Below are 18,957 nucleotides of genomic sequence, written 5' to 3' on the forward strand. Positions count from 1 at the left end.
CGGGCGTTCGCGCAGCTAGCGGGCCGCCGAATGGGTAGGCGACCGGCATGAGCACTCGCGCGCCCGACCGGCGGCCGCCCGACCGCGGGTTCGCGGCCGAACTCCGCGACGCGGTGACGCTGCGCTCGTTCGCCCTGGTCTCCGGGGTCCTGCTGCTGCAATTCGGGTTCATCCTGTCCTACATCGGCGCGTTCCATTCACCGACCCCGCACCGCATCCCCGTCGCGGTGGTCGCGCCGCCCGCGGTGGCGGGACAGGCCGTCGCGCAGGTGAACGCGCTGACGGGCAGGCCGCTGAAGGCCCGCACGGCCCCCGGCGCGCAGCAGGCCCGCCGGGACATCCTGCACCGGGACGTCGACGCGGCGATCATCGTGGACCCGCGCGGCGGCACCGACACGCTCCTGGTCGCCTCCGCCGCCGGACCGGCGCTCGCCGGCACCGCCACCGACGTCGCGCACCGGCTGGAGACCGCCCGGGGGCGGCAGGTGACGGTCGTCGACATCCGGCCGCCCGGCCCCAAGGACGGCCGGGGCCTGTCCTCCTTCTACCTCGTCATCGGCTGGGTCGTGGGCGGCTACCTGGCGGCCGCGATCCTCGCGGTCGCGGGCGGCGCCCGCCCGGGGAACGCGCGCCACACGGTCATCCGGCTGGGGGCGCTCGCCCTCTACTCGGTCGTGTCGGGGCTCGGCGGCGCACTCATCGCCGGCCCCCTCCTCGGCGCGCTGCCGGGCCACTTCTTCCCGGTGTGGGGCATCGGGGCGCTCGTGGTCTTCGCGGCGGCGGCCGCCACCGCCGCGCTCCAGACGCTGTTCGGACTCGTCGGGATCGGCCTGGCGATCCTGCTGTTCGTCGTGCTCGGCAACCCCAGTGCCGGCGGCGCCTACCCGGTCGCGCTGCTGCCGCCGTTCTGGCGCGCGATCGGCGGCTGGCTGCCGACGGGCGCGGCGACGACGGCCGTCCGCAACACCGTCTACTTCTCCGGCAACGCCACGGCGCACGCGCTGTGGGTGCTCGCCGGGTGGGCCCTCGCCGGGGCGGTCGTCGCCCTGGCCGTGTCCGCGCTGCGCCCGCGGGCGCCCGCCCCCGCCGAGGGGATCGCCTCAGCCCGCGGAGGTTGACGCGGATCTTCCGGCGGGGGCGGCGCGCAGCGGGGCGTCGGCCCTGCCGGGCAGGCGGACGGTCACGACGAGGCCGCCTTCCGGGCGCGGCGCCGCGGTCACCGTGCCGCCGTGGGCCGTGGCCGTCGCGCGGACGATCGACAGCCCGAGGCCCGAGCCGCGGTCGGAGCGCACCCGGTCGTTGCCGAGCCGCCGGAACGGCTCGAAGATCGTCTCGACCTCGTAGGCGGGGACCACCGGGCCGGTGTTGGCGACGGTGAGCTCGGCCCAGCCGTCCCGGCCCCGGGTGGCGACGTGCACCTCGCCGCCGTCGCGGTTGTGCCGGATCGCGTTCTCCACCAGGTTCTGCACGAGCCGCTCCACCAGCACCGGGTCGCCGGAGGTGGGAGCCGGGCCGAACAGGCGGTCCGCGGTCACGCCGCGGGCCCGCGCCTCGGGGGCCGCCTGCCGCAGGACGTGCCCGGCGACGTCCGCCAGGTCCAGCGGCCCGGCGTCGACCACGACGTTCTCGGTCCCGGCGAGGGTGAGCAGCCCGTCGATGAGCCGCTCGTGCCTGCCGTTGACGACCAGCAGCGACTCGCCGAGCCGCTTGACGTCGTCGGTGGCGTCCGGGCGCCGCACCGCCACGTCGACCAGCGTCCGGTTGATGGCGAGGGGGGTGCGCAGCTCATGCGAGGCGTTCGCGACGAACCGGCGCTGCCCGTCGAACGCCCGCGCCAGCCGGCCGAGCATGGTGTCGAAGGTGTCGGCCAGCTCCTTGACGTCGTCGCGCGGGCCCTCGTAGGCGATCCGCTCGGTGAGGTCGTGGCTGCGCGCGACGCGCCGCGCGGTCTCGGTGATCGCGTGCACGGGGCGCAGCGCACGGTCGGCGAGCAGCCAGCCGAAGCCGAGCCCGGCCGCGCCCACCAGCCCGAGCGCGATCCCGCCCTGCGTGAGCAGTGCGTTGAGGGTCTCCCGCTGGTAGTCCTCACGCCCCTTGATCAGCACGCCCTGCACCCGCTGCACGGTGAGCTGCGACGCCTCGCCGGGCATCGGCGCCGCGCTCTTCATCGCGGGTCCCGCAGCGGCCGTGAAGGCGCGGTCCTCCGGGGGCCTTTCCTGCCTCTGCAGGTTGTTCTGCACGAGAAGGTAGGTCAGGCCGAGCAGGACGATGCCCGCGCCGAGGAACAGGCTCGTGTAGAGGATCGTCAGCCGCAGCCGGATCGTCGGCCGCAGCCGGTCGGTGAACCTCGCGGTCCTCGCAGCGCTCATGGAATTCGGTACCCCACTCCCGGGACGGTCTCGATGACCGGGGGATCGCCGAGCTTGCGGCGCAGCTTCATCAGCGTCACCCGGACGGTGTTGGTGAACGGGTCGGTGTGCTCGTCCCACACCTTCTCCAGCAGCCGCTCGGCGGACACGATCGTCCCGTCCGCGCGCAGCAGCTCGGCCAGCAGCCCGAACTCCTTGCGCGCCAGGTGCACGTACCGGCCGTCGCGGTACACCTCCTGGCGGGACGGGTCGACCCGGATCCCGGCGCGCTCCAGCGCCGGCGGCGCCGCCGGGCGGGCCCGCCGGCCGAGCGCGAGGATCCGCGCCACCAGCTCCTCGAACGCGAACGGCTTGGTGAGGTAGTCGTCGGCGCCGATGCGCAGCCCGTCGACCCGGGCCGGGACGGTGACGGCGGCGGTGAGCATCAGCACCCGCACGAGCGCGCCGGACTCCACCACCGCGCGGCACACGTCGTCGCCGTGCACGACGGGCAGGTCCCGGTCCAGGACGAGCACGTCGTAGTCGTGCACGCCGAGCCGCTCCAGCGCGGCGTCCCCGTCGTAGACCACGTCCACGGCGAGGGCCTCCGCCCGCAGTCCCTCGGCGATCGAGTCGGCGAGCATCCGCTCGTCCTCGGCGATCAGTACTCGCACGTCCGCCACCCCTCCTCGGACCCGCCCCCGGCGTGTCTCGCCGCCCCAGCTTCGGGGAGGGGGCGTAACGCGGGCATAACGCGATCCGGTTACGCGGGGGTTACCGGTCGCGGGCTGGACTTGCGGTCGCCGCCGGCACTCGGTCCGGCGGAGACGACGGGAGACCGACCGATGCGACGACGTACGCTCGCCGCGCTGGCGCTCGTCCCCGCCCTGGCCCTCGGCCTGCAGGGCTGCGGGGGCGAAGGCGGCGGGGGCGGCAAGGCCAAGGCCGCAAGCGACGACCAGAAGATGCGCGAGTTCGCCCGGTGCATGCGCGCCAACGGGGTGGACATGCCCGACCCGAAGGACGGCCGGGTGGAGATCAGGGCGTCCGCCAGGCCGGGCAGCCCCGCCAAGGGCGGGCCGGAGACCGACCGCGGCCTCCAGGCGGCGCAGAAGAAGTGCGCGCACCTGATGCCGAACGGCGGGAAGCCGCCCAAGCCCAAGCCCGAGGACCTCGCGAAGATGCGCGCGTTCTCCAAGTGCATGCGCGACAACGGCATCAGCGCGTTCCCCGACCCCGAGCCGGACGGCGGCATCAAGATCAAGGCTGGGAAGGGCACCGGGCTGAACCCGGAGAGCCCGAAGTTCGAGAGCGCGCAGAAGGCATGCGCCAAGTTCTCACCCGGCGGCGGCAGGGGCCCCGCGACGAGCCGGGGCGGCGACTAGTGGCGCGGACGCGCATCGTCGTCCTCGGCGCGGCCGGGGTGGTCGTGGCCGGCGGCGCGGGGCTGGCGACGGTCGGTCTCGGCGGCGGCGGCGACCCCGCCGCCGCCCGCAGCGCCCTGCCGCCCGCGACGGCGGCGATCGAGCGCACCACGCTCGTCGAGACCCAGGACGTGGACGGCACGCTCGGCTACGGCGGTGCCCGCACCGTCGCCGGCGCCGGGCAGGGCACCCTCACGTGGCTCGCCGGGCCCGGATCGGTCGTCTCCAGGGGCAGGGCGGTGTACCGGGTCGACGACCGGCCGGTGCCGCTGCTGTACGGCGGGCTGCCGCTGTACAGGACGCTCGCCGAGGGGACGAAGGGCTCCGACGTCCTGCAGTTCGAGCGGAACCTGCGGGCCCTCGGCTACACCGGGTTCACCGTCGACAAAACCTACGACGCCGCCACCGCCGCGGCCGTGCGACGCTGGCAGGACGCCCTCGGCGTCGACGAGACCGGCCGGGTCGCCCCCGGCGCGGCCGTGGTCGCGCCCGGCCGGATCCGGGTCGCCGAGCGCAAGGCGAACGTCGGCGACCGCGTCGGCGGGCCCGTCCTCACCTACACCGGCACGACCCGGGTCGTGTCCGTCGACCTGGACGTCGAGTACCAGCGGCTCGCGAGGAAGGGCGCGGAAGTGGAGATCGAGCTGCCGTCCGGCGACACCGTCACCGGGCGGATCTCCTCGGTCGGGAAGGTCGCCAAGGAGGGCGCGGAAGACCGGCCGACCACCGTGGAGGTCGAGATCGCCGTCGCCGGCCGCGCGAAGCTCGGCTCCTACGACAAGGCGCCCGTCGAGGTACACCTCACCGCGAACCGGCATCCCGACGTCTTCGCCGTGCCGATCGGCGCGCTGATCGCCCGGGGCGACGGCGGCTACGCCGTCCAGGTTGTCCAGAACGGGCGGGTCCGCACGGTGCCGGTGGAGACCGGCGTGTTCACCGAAGGCCGGGTCGAGATCTCCGGAGCTGGCCTCGCCGAGGGCATGAAGGTCGGGGTGCCGTCATGAGCCCGGTCGTGGAGCTCAGGGAGGTCACCAAGACCTACCCGGGCGGGGTCACCGCGCTGGACACGGTGTCGCTGACCGTCGAGGAGCGCGAGCTCCTCGCGATCGTCGGGCCGTCCGGATCGGGGAAGTCGACGATGCTGCACCTGCTCGGCACGCTCGACCGGCCGAGCGCCGGCACCGTCCTCGTCGAGGGCGGGGACGTGTCGCGGCTCCCGGACCGGCGCCTGTCCGCGCTGCGCGCCCGGCGGATCGGCTTCGTCTTCCAGCAGTTCCACCTCGCCGCGGGCGTGAGCGCGCTCGACAACGTCGCCGACGGGCTCCTGTACGGGGGCGTGCCGCTGCCGCAGCGGCGCCGCCGGGCCCGCCGCGCGCTGGAGCGCGTCGGGCTCGGGCACCGTCTCGGCCACCGGCCGCACCAGCTGTCGGGCGGCGAGAGGCAGCGGGTCGCGATCGCCCGCGCGGTCGTGGGGGAGCCCGCGCTGCTGCTGGCGGACGAACCGACCGGCGCGCTGGACTCGGCGTCGGGCGCGGGCGTCCTGGACCTGCTCCGCGAGCTGTCCGGCGGCGGCACCACCGTCGTCCTGATCACGCACGACCGGGACATCGCCGCGCTGCTGCCCCGGCAGGTGCGGATGCGCGACGGCCGGATCGTGCACGACGACGCACGGGTGGGGGCGCCGTGATCGACAGAACCGCTCCCGGGGACGCCCCGGCGAGGCTCGGCCCCGGCGACGTGCTGCGCGTCGGCGCCGCCGGCCTGCGGTCCCGGCCGATGCGGGTGTTCCTGTCGGCCCTCGGAATCGCGATCGGCATCGCCGCGATGATCGGCGTGGTCGGCATCTCGACGTCCAGCCGCGCGCAGCTGCAGGCCACCCTCGACCGGCTCGGCACCAACCTGCTCACGGTCGGCCCCGGCCGGGACCTGTTCGGCGGGGACGCCAAGCTGCCGGAGGAGTCCGTCGGCATGGTGGCGCGGATGCCGGACGTGCGGTCGGCGTCGGCGACGGCGAAGCTGGAGGACACCGCCGTCTACCGCAACGACCACATCCCGGAGGGGGAGAGCGGCGGCATCAGCGTCCTGGCGGCCCGCCTCGACCTGCCGCGGACCGTCGGCCTCACCATGGCCGCCGGCACCTGGCTCAACGCGGGCACGGCGAAGTATCCGGCCGTCGTTCTCGGGTCGGCGGCCGCCGACCGGCTCGGCGTCTCGACGCCGAACGTGCAGGTGTGGCTCGGCTCCCAGTGGTTCACCGTCGTCGGCGTCCTGGAACCGAACCAGCTGGCGCCGGAGCTGGACTCGGCCGCGCTCGTCGGCTGGGACGCCGCAGCGTCCCGCCTCGGCTTCGACGGCCACCCGACCACCGTCTACACCCGGGCCCGCAAGGACGCCGTGGCGAAGGTGCGGGACCTGCTCGCCGCGACCGCGAACCCGCAGTCGCCGAACGAGGTCGAGGTCAGCAGGCCCTCGGACGCGCTGGCCGCGCAGCAGGCCGGCGACAGGGCGTTCACCGGCCTGCTCCTCGGCCTCGGCGGTGTCGCGCTGCTGGTCGGCGGCGTCGGCGTCGCCAACACGATGGTGATCTCCGTCCTGGAGCGCCGCGCCGAGATCGGCCTGCGCCGCAGCCTCGGCGCGACCCGGGGCCAGATCCGGCTCCAGTTCCTCGCCGAGTCGCAACTGCTGGCCGTGCTGGGCGGCGTCGGCGGCGTGGCCGCGGGCATCGTGGTCACCGCCGTCTTCGCCATGACCCAGGGCTGGCCGACCGTCGTCCCGGTGTGGGCGATGGCCGGCGGCATCCTCGCCACCCTCGTCATCGGCGGCGTCGCCGGCCTGTACCCCGCCCTGCGCGCAGCCCGCCTGGCCCCCACCGAAGCCCTGGCGACCCCATAAGCCCAGGGATCAGTAGTAGCGAGGGAGCCTTGCCACGGCACGGGTCGGGCGGCTGGAAGGCGCACTGGGCGCCTGGACGCCGCCCGGCCCGTGACGGGGGGTCCCAGGGGGTCGCCCCCCTGGGAAGACACTGCTAGCTCCGCACGCCGTAGAGGTGCTCCAGAGCGAGCTGGTCGAGGTGTTCGAAGGCGGTGCGGCGGGCGCCGAGGGCGTCGGCGTCGGCGGTGGCGTCGCGGACGGAGCGCCAGTCCTCACCGTCGGCCAGAGTGGGCTGGGCGAGCTCTTCCAGCTTGGCCTCGTGCAGGGCGGCCTGGACGTCGGGGTCGGCGCGGAACGCGCGGGCCTTCTCGCGCAGGATCAGCCAGTTGCGCATGCACGCTGCCGCCGACTCCCACACGCCCCGGTCGTCCTCGGTGCGCGGCGGCTTGAAGTCGAAGTGGACCGGGCCGTCGTAGTCGCTCTGGTCGATCAGGTCGACGACCCAGAAGGCGCCGCGCGCGTTGCCGGCGCCGAACCGCAGGTCCTGGTCGTAGCGGGGGCCGTGCTGCCCGTTGAGGTCGATGTGGAACAGCTTGCCCTGCCACAGCGCCTGCGCCAGGCCGTGCGCGTAGTTCAGCCCGGCCATCTCCTCGTGCCCGACCTCGGGGTTCAGGCCGACGGTGTCGGGGCGCTCCAGGGTCTGGATGAACGCGAGCGCGTGGCCGATCGTGGGGAGCAGGATGTCGCCGCGCGGCTCGTTCGGCTTCGGCTCGATCGCGAAGCGCAGGTCGTACCCCTGGTCGGCGACGTAGGCGCCGAGGACGTCGAACGCCTCCTTGTAGCGGTCCAGCGCGGCCCGGACGTCCTTGGCGGCCCCGGACTCGGCGCCCTCCCGCCCGCCCCAGCACACATAGGTGCGGGCGCCCAGCTCGGCGGCCAGGTCCAGGTTGTCCATGACCTTGCGCAGCGCGTACCGGCGGACGTCGCGGTCGTTGGCGGTGAACGCGCCGTCCTTGAAGATCGGGTGTCCGAACAGGTTCGTGGTGGCGGTGGTGACGACCAGGCCCGTCTCGTCCAGGGCCTTGCGGAACGCGTCGATCGCGCCCTGCCGCTCGGCGGGCGTGGCGTCGAAGTCGAACACGTCGTTGTCGTGGAAGTTCACGCCGTAGGCGCCGATCTCGGCCAGTTCGCGGACGGCGCGGTCGGCGGGCATCGGCGGGCGGGTGCCCGGGCCGAACACGTCGACGCCCTGCCAGCCGACCGTCCAGACGCCGAACGAGAAGCGGTCCTCGGGCGTGGGCGTGTAGTCGCTCATGGGTTCCTCCTCAGATCTCCGGGGCGGTGTCGCGCAGCGCCGCGTAGCGTGCGCGGACCCCGGCATCGGTGCGGTCGGCGGTGTGCTCGGTCGCGGGCGGCGCCGGCCAGGCGGGCGGTTCCGGCGTTGCGGCCAGGGCCCAGGCCGCCTGGCGGGCGGCGCCGAGCGCGACGTACTCGGCGGGCTCGGGGACGGTCACCGGCGTGCCGAAGATCGCCGGCGCGAGGGCCCGCACGGCCGCGGCGCGGGCGCCGCCCCCGATCAGCAGGACGCGGCGCGGCCGGACGCCCTGCGCGGCGAGATGGTCGACGGCGTCGGCGAGCGAGCACAGCAGGGCCTCCACGGCGGCCCGCGCGAGGTTCTCCCGCGTCGCGTTGGAGGTGCTGAGCCCCGCGAGCACGCCGCTGGCGTCCGGCCGGTCGGGGGTGCGCTCGCCGTCGAGGTAGGGGAGCAGCGTCAGGCCGCCCGCGCCGGGTTCGGCGGCGAGGGCCAGGGCGGACAGCTCCTCCAGTGAGGCCCCGGTCATCGCGGCGGCGGCCGTCAGGATCCGCGCGGCGTTCAGCGTGCAGACGAGGGGCAGGAACCGGCCGGTCGCGTCGGCGAAACCCGCCACCAGCCCGGAGGCGTCGGCCGCGGGCTCCCCGGTGACCGCGAACGCCGTGCCGGACGTGCCGATCGACACGACGACGTCGCCGGGCTCCAGCCCGAGTCCGAGCGCGGCGCCCATGTTGTCGCCGGTGCCGGGGCCGAGCGCCGCGCCCCAGGCCGTCTCGCCGACGCGCTCGCCGGGGGCGGCGACGCGGGGCGTCCCGGCGTCGTGGCCCAGCGCCGCGCGCAGCAGGTCCGGCAGGTACGCGCCGGTCGCGGGGGACCAGTAGCCGGTGCCGGACGCGTCGCCCCGGTCGGTCACCGGCTCGGACGCGCCGAGCCGCAGCGTCAGCCAGTCGTGGGGGAGCATGACCTGCTCGGTGCGGCGCGCGAGGTCCGGCTCGTGCTCGGCCATCCAGCGCAGCTTGGTCACCGTGAACGACGCCAGCGGCACGCTGCCGGTCCGCTCCGCCCAGGCCTTCGCGCCGCCGAGTTCCTCGACGAGGGCGCGGGCCTGCGGCGCCGAGCGCGTGTCGTTCCAGAGCAGGGCGGGACGGACGGGCTCGCCCGCGCCGTCGAGCGCGACCATGCCGTGCTGCTGGGCGGCGACGGCCACCGCGTCGGCGCGTTCGAGCAGGTCCTGGACCTGGCTCAGCGCGCTCCACCAGTGGTCGGGGTGGCACTCGGTGCCGTCCGGATGCGGGGCGGACGCCGCCGCGACCACGGCGCCGTCCGCGGCCCGGCACAGCACGACCTTCGTCGACTGCGTCGAGGAGTCGACGCCCGCGACCAGGCTCTCGGGCATCCGGTTCCCGCCTTTCGTAAAGAGCATGGACTAATTAACCTAGCAGAGGGCCTCTGCCCTGCCTATACACGTGATTCATTTAGGGTTCATCCATGACGAAGTCCGCGAACGCCCCCGTCCGGCACGCGACGATGCGCGAGCGGAACCTCGCCGTCGTCCTGGAGCACGTGGCCCGCCACCAGCCCGTGACCCGGGCGCGCCTGGCCGAGCTCACCGGCTTCACCAAGACGACGGTGTCCAACCTCGTCTCCCTGCTGGAGGGCGCGGGCCTGGTGCGGGACGGCGCACCGGTGCACGAGGGGGAGCGCGGCCGCCCCGGGGTGGGCGTCTCCGTCCACGGCGACGGCGCCGCCGGGCTCGGCCTGGAGGTCAACGTCGACTACCTCGCCGCCTGCGTCCTCGACCTCGCCAAGCAGGTCCGCTACCGGCACGTCGTCAGCTCCGACAACCGCGGCCGCGAGCCCGGCGCCGTGCTGGCCGCGCTGTCCACGCTCGCGGGCGAGGCGGTCGCCGCCGTCGCCGGGCAGGGCCTGACCGTCGCCGGCGCCGCGGTCGCCCTGCCCGGCCTGCTCGACCGCGAGAACGGGGTGGTGCGGCACGCCCCGAACCTCGGCTGGACGGACGTCCCCGTCACCGGCGCCCCGGGCCTGGCGACGGCGCTGCCCGCCGAGTACGACAACGAGGCCAACCTCGCGGCCCTCGGCGAGCTGTGGTTCGGCGACGGCGCCCGGTTCGGCGACTTCGTGCACGTCTCGGGGGAGATCGGGATCGGCGCCGGCATCGTCGTGGACGGGCGGGTGTTCCGCGGCGCGCACGGCTTCGCGGGCGAGCTCGGGCATCTGGTCGCCGACCCGTCCGGCCCCGCGTGCTCCTGCGGCGGGCGCGGCTGCCTGGAGCAGATCGCCGGCCAGGAGGCGATGCTGCGCGCGGCGGGCCTGCCGGTGACGCGGCCGGCCGCCGGGCCGGAGGGGTCGGTGAGCAGGCTGGTCGAGCGGCTGGGCGCCGGCGACGCGGCGGCGCTGGACGCGGTGGCCCGGGCGGGCCGCGCGCTCGGCGGCGCGCTGGCCTCGGCCGTCAACCTGATCGACCCGGACACCATCGTGCTCGGCGGGGTCTTCTCCCCGCTGGCCGCCTGGATCCGGCCCCCGCTGGAGGGCGTCCTCGCGGAGGGGCCGGGCTCGCTGCGGCGCGGCGTGCCACCGGTCGAGGTCTCCGGCCTGGCGGAGGGCGCCGCGGTCCTCGGCGCCGCGGGCCTCGTCGTGGATCGCGTGATCGCCGACCCCGCGCTGCTCCTCTAGAGCGGGCGGTACTCGAACCAGGCGAAGTCGGCGTGGCCGCCGCCCGCCCGGCCGTTGGACGTGGCGTAGAGGCCGATGTAGGCGCCGGTGAAACCGCCCGCGACCTGGCTGCTGAGGAGGTCGCCGTCCACCGGGGGGCCGAGCGGCGCCCATTCCCCCGGCGCCGAGCCGTAGTACGCCTGGTACCAGCGTCCGTGCGCCTCGAAGGCCAGCCGGACGGGCCCCGGGACGGCGGGGCCCGCGGCGAGCACGGTCTCGGCCCCCTGCTCGCGTCCGACCAAGCGCACTCCTTGGCTGGTGGACACGAGCAGGACATGGAAGTCGTTGTTCTGCACGAGGGCGAGCCCGGCCCGCTCCTCATCGGCCGGTGCGAAGTCGAGCGAGGTGAACGCGGCGAAGTCCTGGTGCTGCTGGCGCCGTCCGAGGAACGACGGGTTGGCCACGTCGGCGAGGGTCTCCGGACGGACGCGGAGCCGCAGGTGACCGGGGCGCTCCGTCAGGCTCCACCAGCGTTCGCGCGGCGTCCGCAGCATGTTCCAGGCCGGGTCCAGTTCGGGTCCGTCGAAGTGGTCGCACGCCGGAGCGGCCGGCCACGGGTGCGGCGGCAGCGACGGGACGGGGTGGCGCGGCTCGACCCGCCCGCCGGTCACCGGCCAGCCGTCCTCCCAGGTGACCGGGGTCAGGAACGTCTCCCGGCCGAGGGCGCACCGGTCGAGGTGGTGCGGGCGCATCGCGAGCAGCACCATCCACCATTCGCCGTCCGGGGTGTCCACGAGGTCAGCGTGCCCGGCCCCGACGATCGGATGCCCGGACCCGAGGTTGCGGTGCGTCAGCACCGGATTGCGCGGGTTCCCCTCGTAGGGACCCGTGACGGCGTCGGCGCGGGCGACCATCACGGCGTGGTCGTGGGCGGTGCCGCCCTCGGCCGTGAGCAGCACGTACCGGCCATCGACCTTGTACAGGTGGGAGCCCTCGGACCAGATCGCCCCCTTCACCGCCCCGTCCCAGATCACGTGCTCCTCGCCGGTCAGGGCGAGGACGGACGGGTCGAACTCGCGCAGCCAGATCTCGGTGTGGCCCTCGTAGCGTCCCGTCGGCCGGGTGCCGGTGCACCATGCGCGCCCGTCGTCGTCGAAGAACAGGGACGGATCGATGCCCTCGCCGTCCAGCCGGCGCGCGTCCGACCACGGCCCGGCGGCATCGGACGCGGTCATCACGAAGTGCCCCGACCACCTCGTCCCGTCCACCAGCGTGCAGACCAGGTAGAAGGTGCCGTCGTGGTGGCGCAGCGTCGGGGCGTACAGGCCGCCGGACGCCGGGACGCCGTCCAGCGGCAGCTGGCCGGCCCGGTCCAGCGCGTGCCCGACCTGACGCCAGTGCACGAGATCGCGGCTGTGGAAGACCGGCAGCCCGGGGAACCACTCGAAGGTCGAGGTCACCAGGTAGAAGTCGCCGCCCACGCGGCAGACCGACGGGTCGGGGTGGCAGCCGGGCAGAACGGGATTGCCGAACGCGGTCACAGCGGCGTGACCTCCACCGGGACGGAGAGGACCCGGTCGGGGCCGAGTTCGCGGACGGGTCCGTCGAGCGTGAACGCGCCGTGCAGCGGCAGGTCGGCGCTCGACCGTCCCACGGAGACCTCGACGACGCCGGGCTCGACGATGCGGCGCAGGTCCGGGCCGGTGAAGGAGGTCCGGTCGGCGTGCACCCGGAACCCGACCCGCGCCGCCGCGCCCGGCTCCAGCCGGATCCTGGCCCACCCGGCGAGCCAGCGCGCGGGCCGCACCACCGAGGCGACCGGGTCGGACAGGTACAGCTGCGCCACCTCCGTTCCGGCGCGTTCCCCGGTGTTGCGGACGACCGCGCTGACCGTCACCGTGCCGTCGGTCGCCGCCCGCTCGTCCGCGCGCAGGTCCTCGTACTCGAACGACGTCCAGGTCAGACCGTGGCCGAACGGGTAGAGCGGGACGGGGTCGACCACGCTCCAGTCGTGCCCGCCGTCCATCAGCGACCGCAGGTAGGTGACCGGCGGGCCGGACGCGCGGCGCGGCACGCTGATCGGCATCCGCCCCGACGGCTCGACCCGGCCCGACAGGACCCCCGCGACGGCCCCGCCGCCCTCCTCGCCGGGAAAGAACGCCTGCACGACGGCGGCGGCCCGGTCGGCGAGGGACTCGATCGCGTACGGGCGCCCGGTCAGCATGACGATGACCGTGGGCGTGCCGGTGTCCAGGACGGCCGCGGCCAGCTCGGCCTGCCGCCCCGGCAGCGCGAGCGTCTCGGCGTCGCAGCCCTCGCCGGACGTGCCGCGGCCGAAGAGCCCCGCCCGGTCGCCGAGGGCGAGCACGCACACCTCGGCCTCGCGCGCCGCCGCGACGGCGGCCTCGATGTCGTCGTCCGCGGCGACGAACACGTCGGCCGAGGCCGCGACCCGCACGCCGGGCAGCTCGGCGCGCAGCGCGTCCGCCAGCGTCGGGATGTTCACGCCGAGCGGCATTTCCGGGTGCTGGCGGCCCACGTGGCTCGGGAACGTGTAGCAGCCCAGCATCGCGAACGGGTCGTCCGCCAGCGGCCCCGCCAGCACCACCCCCTCGCCGGAGCGCAGCGGCAGCACGCCGTCGTTCGCCAGCAGGACGACCGACTCCTCGGCCAGCCGCCGCGCCAGCGCCCTGTGCTCCGGAGGGTCGAAGTCCAGGTCCGCCCCGCCTGCCCCGGCGGGCGCACCGTCCAGCAGACCCAGTTCGGCCTTCAGCGCCAGGACGCGGCCGGCGGCGCGGTCGAGCAGTTCCTCGGGCACGTCCCCCCGCCGGATCAGCTCGATCAGCGGCGTGCCGTAACAGCGGACGGTCGGCAGCTCCATGTCGATCCCCGCGCGCAGCGCCAGCGCGGCGGCCTCGCCGCGCGACCCGGCCACCCGGTGCCGGCTCTCCAGGAACGAGATGCCGAAGTAGTCGGCGACGACGACGCCCGCGAAGCCGAGGTCCTCGCGCAGCAGGCCGGTCAGCAGGCGCTCGTCGGCCGCGGCGGGCATCCCGTCCACGTCGGTGTAGGAGTGCATGACCGAGCGGGCGCCGCCGTCGCGCAGCGCCATCATGAACGGTTCCAGGACGACGTCGGCGAACTCGCGCGGACCGATCGGCGTCGGCGCCATGTTGCGTCCGGCGCGGGAGGCGGAGTAGCCGGCGAAGTGCTTGAGCGTGGTGACGACGCCGGACCCCTCCAAGGCCCTCACGTAGGCCGTGCCGAGGACCCCGACGAGATACGGGTCCTCGCCGATGCACTCCTCCGTACGGCCCCAGCGGGCGTCGCGGACGACGTCCAGCACGGGCGCGAGGCCCTGGTGGACGCCCGCCGCCCGCATGCTCGCCCCGATCGCGGCGGCCATCTCGCCGACCAGCTCGGGGTCGAAGGTCGCGCCCCAGGCGGGCGGGCTGGGGAACACGGTGGCGCCCCATGTCATGAAGCCGTTGAGGCACTCCTCGTGCGCGATCGCCGGGACGCCGAACCGGTTGCCCGCGGCGACGCGGCCCTGCAGCTCGCGGAGCCGGGCGGCGCCCTCGGCCGCCCCGACCGGCACGGTGCCGAACACGCGGGTGAGCTGTCCGAGGCCGCGGTCCAGGATCTCCTCCAGGCGCGGGGCGGTCTCGTGGGAGTCGTCCTCCATCGGCGCCACGGGCTCGCCCGGCCCGGCCGGCATCGCCCAGAAGCCGGCGAGCTGCCCCGCCTTCTCCTCGGGCGTCATCCGGGCCAGCAGGGCGGCGACCCGCTCGGCGACCGGCAGCCCGCGGTCCTGCCAGGGCCCGCGGATCGTGCTCGGGGCCGGGACGGCTTCGGTCATCGCTCCTCCGTGGGGGACGGCGAGGTGCGGGACGGCGAGGCCGGGGGCGGCGCGGTGGAGGCGCGCACCCGAAGGTCGGTGGCCAGTTCCACGCGGGGGGTCAGCGGCGGCCGTCCGTCCAGCAGCTGGAGCAGGGTGCGGGCCGCGACGCGGCCCATCTCCTCCAGCGGCTGCCGGACGGTCGTCAGCGGCGGCGACAGCCACTCGCAGGTCGGCAGGTCGTCGAAGCCGACGACGCTCAGGTCCTCGGGGATGCGCAGCCCGGCGAGCCGGGCCGCCTGGTAGGCGCCCATGGCCTGCTCGTCGCTGCCCGCGAAGACCGCGGTGGGCGGCTCGGGCAGCGCCAGCAGCTCGCGGGTCCGGGCGTACCCGCCCCGGTGGTGGAAGTCGCCGTACCGGACGAGGTCCCGGTCGACCTCGATCCCGGCGCGCTCCAGGGCGGTCCGGTAGCCGTCCACGCGGGCCTGCGTGCAGAGCATGTCGGCGGGGCCGCCGATCATCGCGATGCGGCGGTGGCCGAGCCCGATCAGGTGCTCGGTCGCGGCCAGCCCGCCCGCCCAGTTGGTGGCGCCGACGCTGGCGATCTCGGCGTCCGGCAGGTTCACCGGATCGACCAGGACGAGCCCGACGCCGGCCCGCTCCAGCTGCTCGCGCTGGCGCCGCGTCATCCGGGAGGTCACCAGGATGACCCCGTCGCTGTGGTGCAGCGCGGGCAGGTTCTGCCAGCTCGGCGGGCGGGCGTCGTCCTCGCGCACCAGTGAGACGACCACGCCGGTGCCGTGCTCGGCGCACTCGGCCTCCACCCCGCGCAGGATCTCCACCGCCCACGGGCTGTCCAGCCCGGCCAGGACCAGGTCGATCAGACCGGATCTGCGGGCGCGCCGGGACCCGCCGGGGCCGGGGTAGTTGTGGGTGCGCAGCAGCGCCTCCACGCGCTCGCGGGTCGCGGCGGCCACGTCGGTGCGGCCGTTGAGGACCTTGGAGACCGTGGCGGGGGACACCCCCGCCTCGGACGCGATCAGTGCCAGGGTCGGCCGGGACGGCGGGTCCGGCATCTCGTCGGTGGTGCGCACGGGCACGCTTCTCTCCTCCCCGAGGAAACGATTGCGAACAGTATCGCAATGTTTCGCGCTCTCCTAGTCCCGGTCCTGGACTTCTCAAGCGTTCCATTTAGGTCACTCGCGGCCGAAGCCTTGACCGTGAGGGGGCCCTTTCTTAGAGTCCAACGGCAACGGCAAGCCCGAAGAATTTCGAAAAGTTTCGATCGAGCGGTCCCGTGCCGCCGCTCCCGGCCGAGCCCACCCCCGATCCAGGAGGCCATCATGGGCATCCCACCGCTGTCGCGCCGTTCCCTCCTCACCGCAGTCTCCGCGGGCGCCGTGCTGGCCGCCGCCGCGCCCCTGCTCGCCGCCTGCGGCGACGGCGACTCCGGATCGGGAGGAGGCAAGGTGACCGTCGAGTGGATGGACATCGCGACCACCGAGCCGTCCAAGACCCTCTACCCGCAGATCGCCAAGGCCTACGAGGCCGCGCACCCGAACGTCAGAATCAAGCTCACCAACCTGGAGAACGAGGCCTACAAGTCGAAGATGACGGCGCTCGTCGCCTCCGGGAAGCTCCCGGACGTCTTCGTGACCTGGGGCGGCGGGGTGCTCAAGCAGCAGATCGACGCGGGGCTGGTGAAGGACCTCACCTCCGACGGTGCGAGCCTGCTCGGCACCATCACGCCGGTATCGCAGAAGGCGTACCAGTTCGACGGCAAGACCTACGCCATCCCCTACGACATGGGCATGGTGGGCTTCTGGTACAACAAGCGGCACTTCGCCAAGGCCGGGATCAAGGACACCCCGAAGACCTGGGCGGAGTTCCTGGACGCCGTCCGCAAACTCAAGGGCGCCGGGGTCACCCCCATCGCGCTGGGCGGCAAGGACAAGTGGCCCGGCCACTACTACTGGGCCTACCTGGCGATGCGCGTCGGCGGCATGGCCGCGATGGAGCAGGCCGCCAGGTCCGCCGACTTCACCGCCCCGGCGTTCGTCCAGGCCGGGCAGCACCTCAAGGAACTGGTCGACCTCCAGCCCTTCCAGGGCGGCTTCCAGAACGCCGGCTACGACGCGCCGGGAGGCCAGGCCGCCACCATGGGCGCCGGGAAGGCGGGCATGGAGCTGATGGGGCAGTGGGCGCCGTCGGTGGAGAAGGACGCCTCAGGCAAGGGCATCGGCGACGACCTCGGCTGGTTCCCCTTCCCGACCGTCGACGGAGGCCTGGGCACCGTCACCGACGTGTTCGGCGGCGGCAACGGCCACTCGCTCAGCAAGGACGCGCCCAAGGAGGCACTGGACTTCCTGGCGTTCCTGATGAACGACGAGAACGAGCGCAAGCTCGTCTCCTCGGGCGCCTTCATGCCGGTCGTCAAGGGCGCCGAGAGCGCGCTCGGCGACCCGAACCGCAAGCAGGTCGCGCAGGCGCTGGCCGGCTCCAGCGGGTTCCAGCTCTACCTGGACCAGGCCTTCCCGCCCGCCGTCGGGCAGCAGGTCAACGACAGCGTCGCGGCCCTCGTCGGCGGCAAGGGGACCCCTGACGAGGTCGTGCGGCAGGTGACCAAGGCGGCCAAGAGCCAATGACGCTGTCCGCCACGACCGACGACCGGCCGCGGCCCGCCGTGCGGGCCCCGCGCGGGCGGGCCCGCGGCGCGCCGGCGGGGCGGCGGCTGCGCGACTGGATGTCGGCCACCTGGTTCCTCCTCCCGGCGCTGCTGCTGTTCCTCTTCTTCGTGCTGATCCCGATCTTCGTCGCGTTCTACACGAGCTTCTTCACCTGGGGCGGCTTCGGCCGGCCCGAGGACTTCGCCGGCCTGGACAACTACCGGAAGCTGTCCGCCGACCCCGTCTTCCGCGGCGACCTGTGGCGCGGCCTGGTCCTGGTCGTCCTGTCGATCGCCGTCCAGCTGCCGATCGCGCTCGGCACGGCCGTCCTGCTGAACCAGCGGATGCGCGGCCGCGCGGTCTACCGGGCGGTCTTCTTCGCGCCCTACATCCTGTCCGAGGTGATCGCCGGTGTGCTCTTCGGCATCATCTTCCTGCCGGGCACCGGGCTCGCCGACACGCTCGTCGGCGGCCTGCCGCTCGTCGGCGGCCTCGCCGGCACCTGGTTCTCCGACCCGGGCACCGCGCTGCCCACCCTGTTCGCCGTCATGACCTGGAAGTACTTCGGCTTCCACATGATGATCTACCTTGCCGGGCTGCAGGGCATCCCCGCCGAGGTGCTGGAGGCGGCCTCGATCGACGGGGCCGGGCCGTGGCGGCGGTTCCGCGGCGTCACGCTGCCGCTGCTCGGGCCGACGCTGCGGATCAGCGTATTCCTGTCCGTCATCGGCTCGATCCAGCTGTTCGACCTCGTATGGGTCACGACGACCGGCGGGCCGACGAATTCCACGGAGACGATGGCCGTCACCATGTTCCAGTTCGGGTTCAAGCGGTACCAGATGGGCTACGCAAGCGCGATCAGCGTGGCCATGTTCCTCATCAGCATGGTCTTCTCCCTGCTCTACCAGCGTTACGCGCTGCGCCGCGACCTGCAGGGCGCCGTCACCTCCGCGGGAGCCCGCCGATGAGGGCGGGCCTCGCGCGGAGCGCGTCCCGGCACACCCTGGTGTGGGTGCTCGGCTCCTTCATCGTCGTCCCGCTGCTGTACGCGGTGCTCTCCGGGTTCAAGACGACGGGCGACCTCACCACGGACCCGGCCGGGCTGCCTGGGCCGTGGAAGGTGTCGAACTACACCGGCATCCTGTCGTCCGGCGACTTCTGGCGGCAGATCGGCAACAGCGTGATGATCGCGGTCGCCACCACGCTGCTCGCCGTCGCGGCGGCGGCGCTGGCGGCGTTCGCGTTCGCCCGCTACGCCTTCCGGGGCCGGGAGTTCTTCTTCACGCTGTTCGCGGCCGGCCTGATGTTCCCGCCCGCCGTGGCGGTGCTGCCGCTGTTCGTCCTGCTGCGCTCGTTCGGGCTGCTGGACAACCCCCTCGGCATCATCCTGCCGCAGGCCGCGTTCGCGCTGCCCATCACGATCATCATCCTGCGGTCGTTCTTCCGGACGATCCCGGCGGAGCTGGAGGAGGCCGCCATCATGGACGGCTGCAGCCGGTTCGGGTTCTTCTGGCGCATCCTGCTGCCGATGGCGAGGCCCGCCCTCGGCACCGTGTCGGTCCTGGCCATCGTGACGAGCTGGAACAACTTCTTCCTTCCGCTGCTGGTGCTGGCCGACCCGAAATGGCAGACGATCCCCGTCGGCATCCAGCAGTTCCAGGGGCAGTACTCGACGAACTACGCGCTCGTCATCGCCTACATCGTGCTGGCGATGGTGCCCGCCATCGCCTTCTACGCGGTGGCCGAGCGCCAGCTGATCGGAGGTCTCACCGCGGGCGCGACGAAGGGCTGAGCCCGCGGCCGTGCCGTGTCCCCGGCGGCCGAT

Annotated in this window: 16 protein-coding genes; 9 read left to right on the forward strand and 7 right to left on the reverse strand. The window is 74.3% G+C overall.

Going from position 1 to position 18,957, the window contains the following annotated elements:
- Positions 1 to 47 precede the first annotated feature (47 nt).
- On the forward strand, positions 48 to 1,118 hold the full coding sequence (locus BJ999_RS19135) for an ABC-2 transporter permease (RefSeq protein ID WP_179834552.1): 1,071 nt from the start codon (positions 48 to 50) through the stop codon (positions 1,116 to 1,118).
- Here the strand turns inward: BJ999_RS19135 and BJ999_RS19140 are convergent.
- The gene (locus BJ999_RS19140) at positions 1,101 to 2,369 is read right to left on the reverse strand and encodes a sensor histidine kinase (protein WP_179834553.1); all 1,269 of its coding nucleotides are present in this window, start codon (positions 2,367 to 2,369) and stop codon (positions 1,101 to 1,103) included. The genes BJ999_RS19135 and BJ999_RS19140 overlap by 18 nt on opposite strands.
- Positions 2,366 to 3,022, reverse strand: coding sequence for a response regulator transcription factor (locus tag BJ999_RS19145; RefSeq protein WP_179834554.1), 657 nt, complete (start codon positions 3,020 to 3,022; stop codon positions 2,366 to 2,368). The genes BJ999_RS19140 and BJ999_RS19145 overlap by 4 nt, the downstream gene beginning before the upstream one ends.
- A 171-nt stretch (positions 3,023 to 3,193) precedes the next feature.
- Between BJ999_RS19145 and BJ999_RS19150 the strand changes: the two genes are divergently transcribed.
- The 4 genes from BJ999_RS19150 to BJ999_RS19165 are packed head-to-tail and all read left to right on the forward strand — an operon-like array spanning position 3,194 to position 6,664.
- Positions 3,194 to 3,733, forward strand: a complete 540-nt coding sequence (locus BJ999_RS19150) for a hypothetical protein (RefSeq protein WP_179834555.1) — start codon at positions 3,194 to 3,196, stop codon at positions 3,731 to 3,733.
- Complete coding sequence (locus BJ999_RS19155) at positions 3,673 to 4,776, forward strand: efflux RND transporter periplasmic adaptor subunit (RefSeq protein WP_179834556.1); 1,104 nt, start codon at positions 3,673 to 3,675, stop codon at positions 4,774 to 4,776. Before BJ999_RS19150 ends, BJ999_RS19155 begins: the two co-directional genes overlap by 61 nt.
- Positions 4,773 to 5,459 carry an ABC transporter ATP-binding protein gene (locus BJ999_RS19160; RefSeq protein WP_179834557.1) on the forward strand — a complete coding sequence of 229 codons (687 nt, stop codon included), beginning with the start codon at positions 4,773 to 4,775 and terminating at the stop codon, positions 5,457 to 5,459. The genes BJ999_RS19155 and BJ999_RS19160 overlap by 4 nt, the downstream gene beginning before the upstream one ends.
- The gene (locus BJ999_RS19165; protein ID WP_229810546.1) at positions 5,456 to 6,664 is read left to right on the forward strand and encodes an ABC transporter permease; all 1,209 of its coding nucleotides are present in this window, start codon (positions 5,456 to 5,458) and stop codon (positions 6,662 to 6,664) included. The genes BJ999_RS19160 and BJ999_RS19165 overlap by 4 nt, the downstream gene beginning before the upstream one ends.
- Before the next feature lie 133 nt (positions 6,665 to 6,797).
- Here the strand turns inward: BJ999_RS19165 and xylA are convergent, their stop codons facing one another.
- Together xylA and xylB are read right to left on the reverse strand one after the other, a co-directional pair.
- Complete coding sequence (gene xylA / locus BJ999_RS19170; RefSeq protein WP_179834558.1) at positions 6,798 to 7,958, reverse strand: xylose isomerase; 1,161 nt, start codon at positions 7,956 to 7,958, stop codon at positions 6,798 to 6,800.
- Positions 7,959 to 7,968: 10 nt separating this feature from the next.
- The gene (gene xylB / locus BJ999_RS19175) at positions 7,969 to 9,351 is read right to left on the reverse strand and encodes a xylulokinase (RefSeq protein WP_179834559.1); all 1,383 of its coding nucleotides are present in this window, start codon (positions 9,349 to 9,351) and stop codon (positions 7,969 to 7,971) included.
- A 92-nt stretch (positions 9,352 to 9,443) separates the two neighbouring features.
- Between xylB and BJ999_RS19180 the strand changes: the two genes are divergently transcribed.
- Positions 9,444 to 10,649, forward strand: a complete 1,206-nt coding sequence (locus BJ999_RS19180; protein WP_179834560.1) for an ROK family transcriptional regulator — start codon at positions 9,444 to 9,446, stop codon at positions 10,647 to 10,649.
- On the opposite strand, the gene BJ999_RS43625 is transcribed toward BJ999_RS19180, so the two are convergent.
- Genes BJ999_RS43625 through BJ999_RS19195 form a run of 3 tightly spaced genes read right to left on the reverse strand, consistent with a single transcriptional unit; the run spans position 10,646 to position 15,542 of the window.
- Positions 10,646 to 12,169 carry a glycoside hydrolase family 43 protein gene (locus tag BJ999_RS43625; protein WP_179834561.1) on the reverse strand — a complete coding sequence of 508 codons (1,524 nt, stop codon included), beginning with the start codon at positions 12,167 to 12,169 and terminating at the stop codon, positions 10,646 to 10,648. The genes BJ999_RS19180 and BJ999_RS43625 overlap by 4 nt on opposite strands.
- The gene (locus tag BJ999_RS19190; RefSeq protein ID WP_179834562.1) at positions 12,166 to 14,487 is read right to left on the reverse strand and encodes a beta-xylosidase/alpha-l-arabinosidase; all 2,322 of its coding nucleotides are present in this window, start codon (positions 14,485 to 14,487) and stop codon (positions 12,166 to 12,168) included. The genes BJ999_RS43625 and BJ999_RS19190 overlap by 4 nt, the downstream gene beginning before the upstream one ends.
- Entirely contained in the window at positions 14,484 to 15,542 is a 1,059-nt protein-coding gene (locus BJ999_RS19195; protein WP_179838658.1) for a LacI family DNA-binding transcriptional regulator, read from the reverse strand. Before BJ999_RS19195 ends, BJ999_RS19190 begins: the two co-directional genes overlap by 4 nt.
- Positions 15,543 to 15,809: 267 nt before the next feature.
- Between BJ999_RS19195 and BJ999_RS19200 the strand changes: the two genes are divergently transcribed.
- Genes BJ999_RS19200 through BJ999_RS19210 form a run of 3 tightly spaced genes read left to right on the forward strand, consistent with a single transcriptional unit; the run spans position 15,810 to position 18,924 of the window.
- Positions 15,810 to 17,111, forward strand: coding sequence for an extracellular solute-binding protein (locus BJ999_RS19200; protein WP_179834563.1), 1,302 nt, complete (start codon positions 15,810 to 15,812; stop codon positions 17,109 to 17,111).
- Complete coding sequence (locus tag BJ999_RS19205) at positions 17,108 to 18,100, forward strand: carbohydrate ABC transporter permease (protein WP_179834564.1); 993 nt, start codon at positions 17,108 to 17,110, stop codon at positions 18,098 to 18,100. Before BJ999_RS19200 ends, BJ999_RS19205 begins: the two co-directional genes overlap by 4 nt.
- Positions 18,097 to 18,924 (forward strand): carbohydrate ABC transporter permease, encoded by an 828-nt coding sequence (locus BJ999_RS19210; protein ID WP_179834565.1) that lies wholly within the window; start codon positions 18,097 to 18,099, stop codon positions 18,922 to 18,924. Before BJ999_RS19205 ends, BJ999_RS19210 begins: the two co-directional genes overlap by 4 nt.
- Positions 18,925 to 18,957 lie beyond the last annotated feature (33 nt).

The organism is Actinomadura citrea, from assembly GCF_013409045.1.
In the GTDB taxonomy this organism is placed as follows: domain Bacteria; phylum Actinomycetota; class Actinomycetes; order Streptosporangiales; family Streptosporangiaceae; genus Spirillospora; species Spirillospora citrea.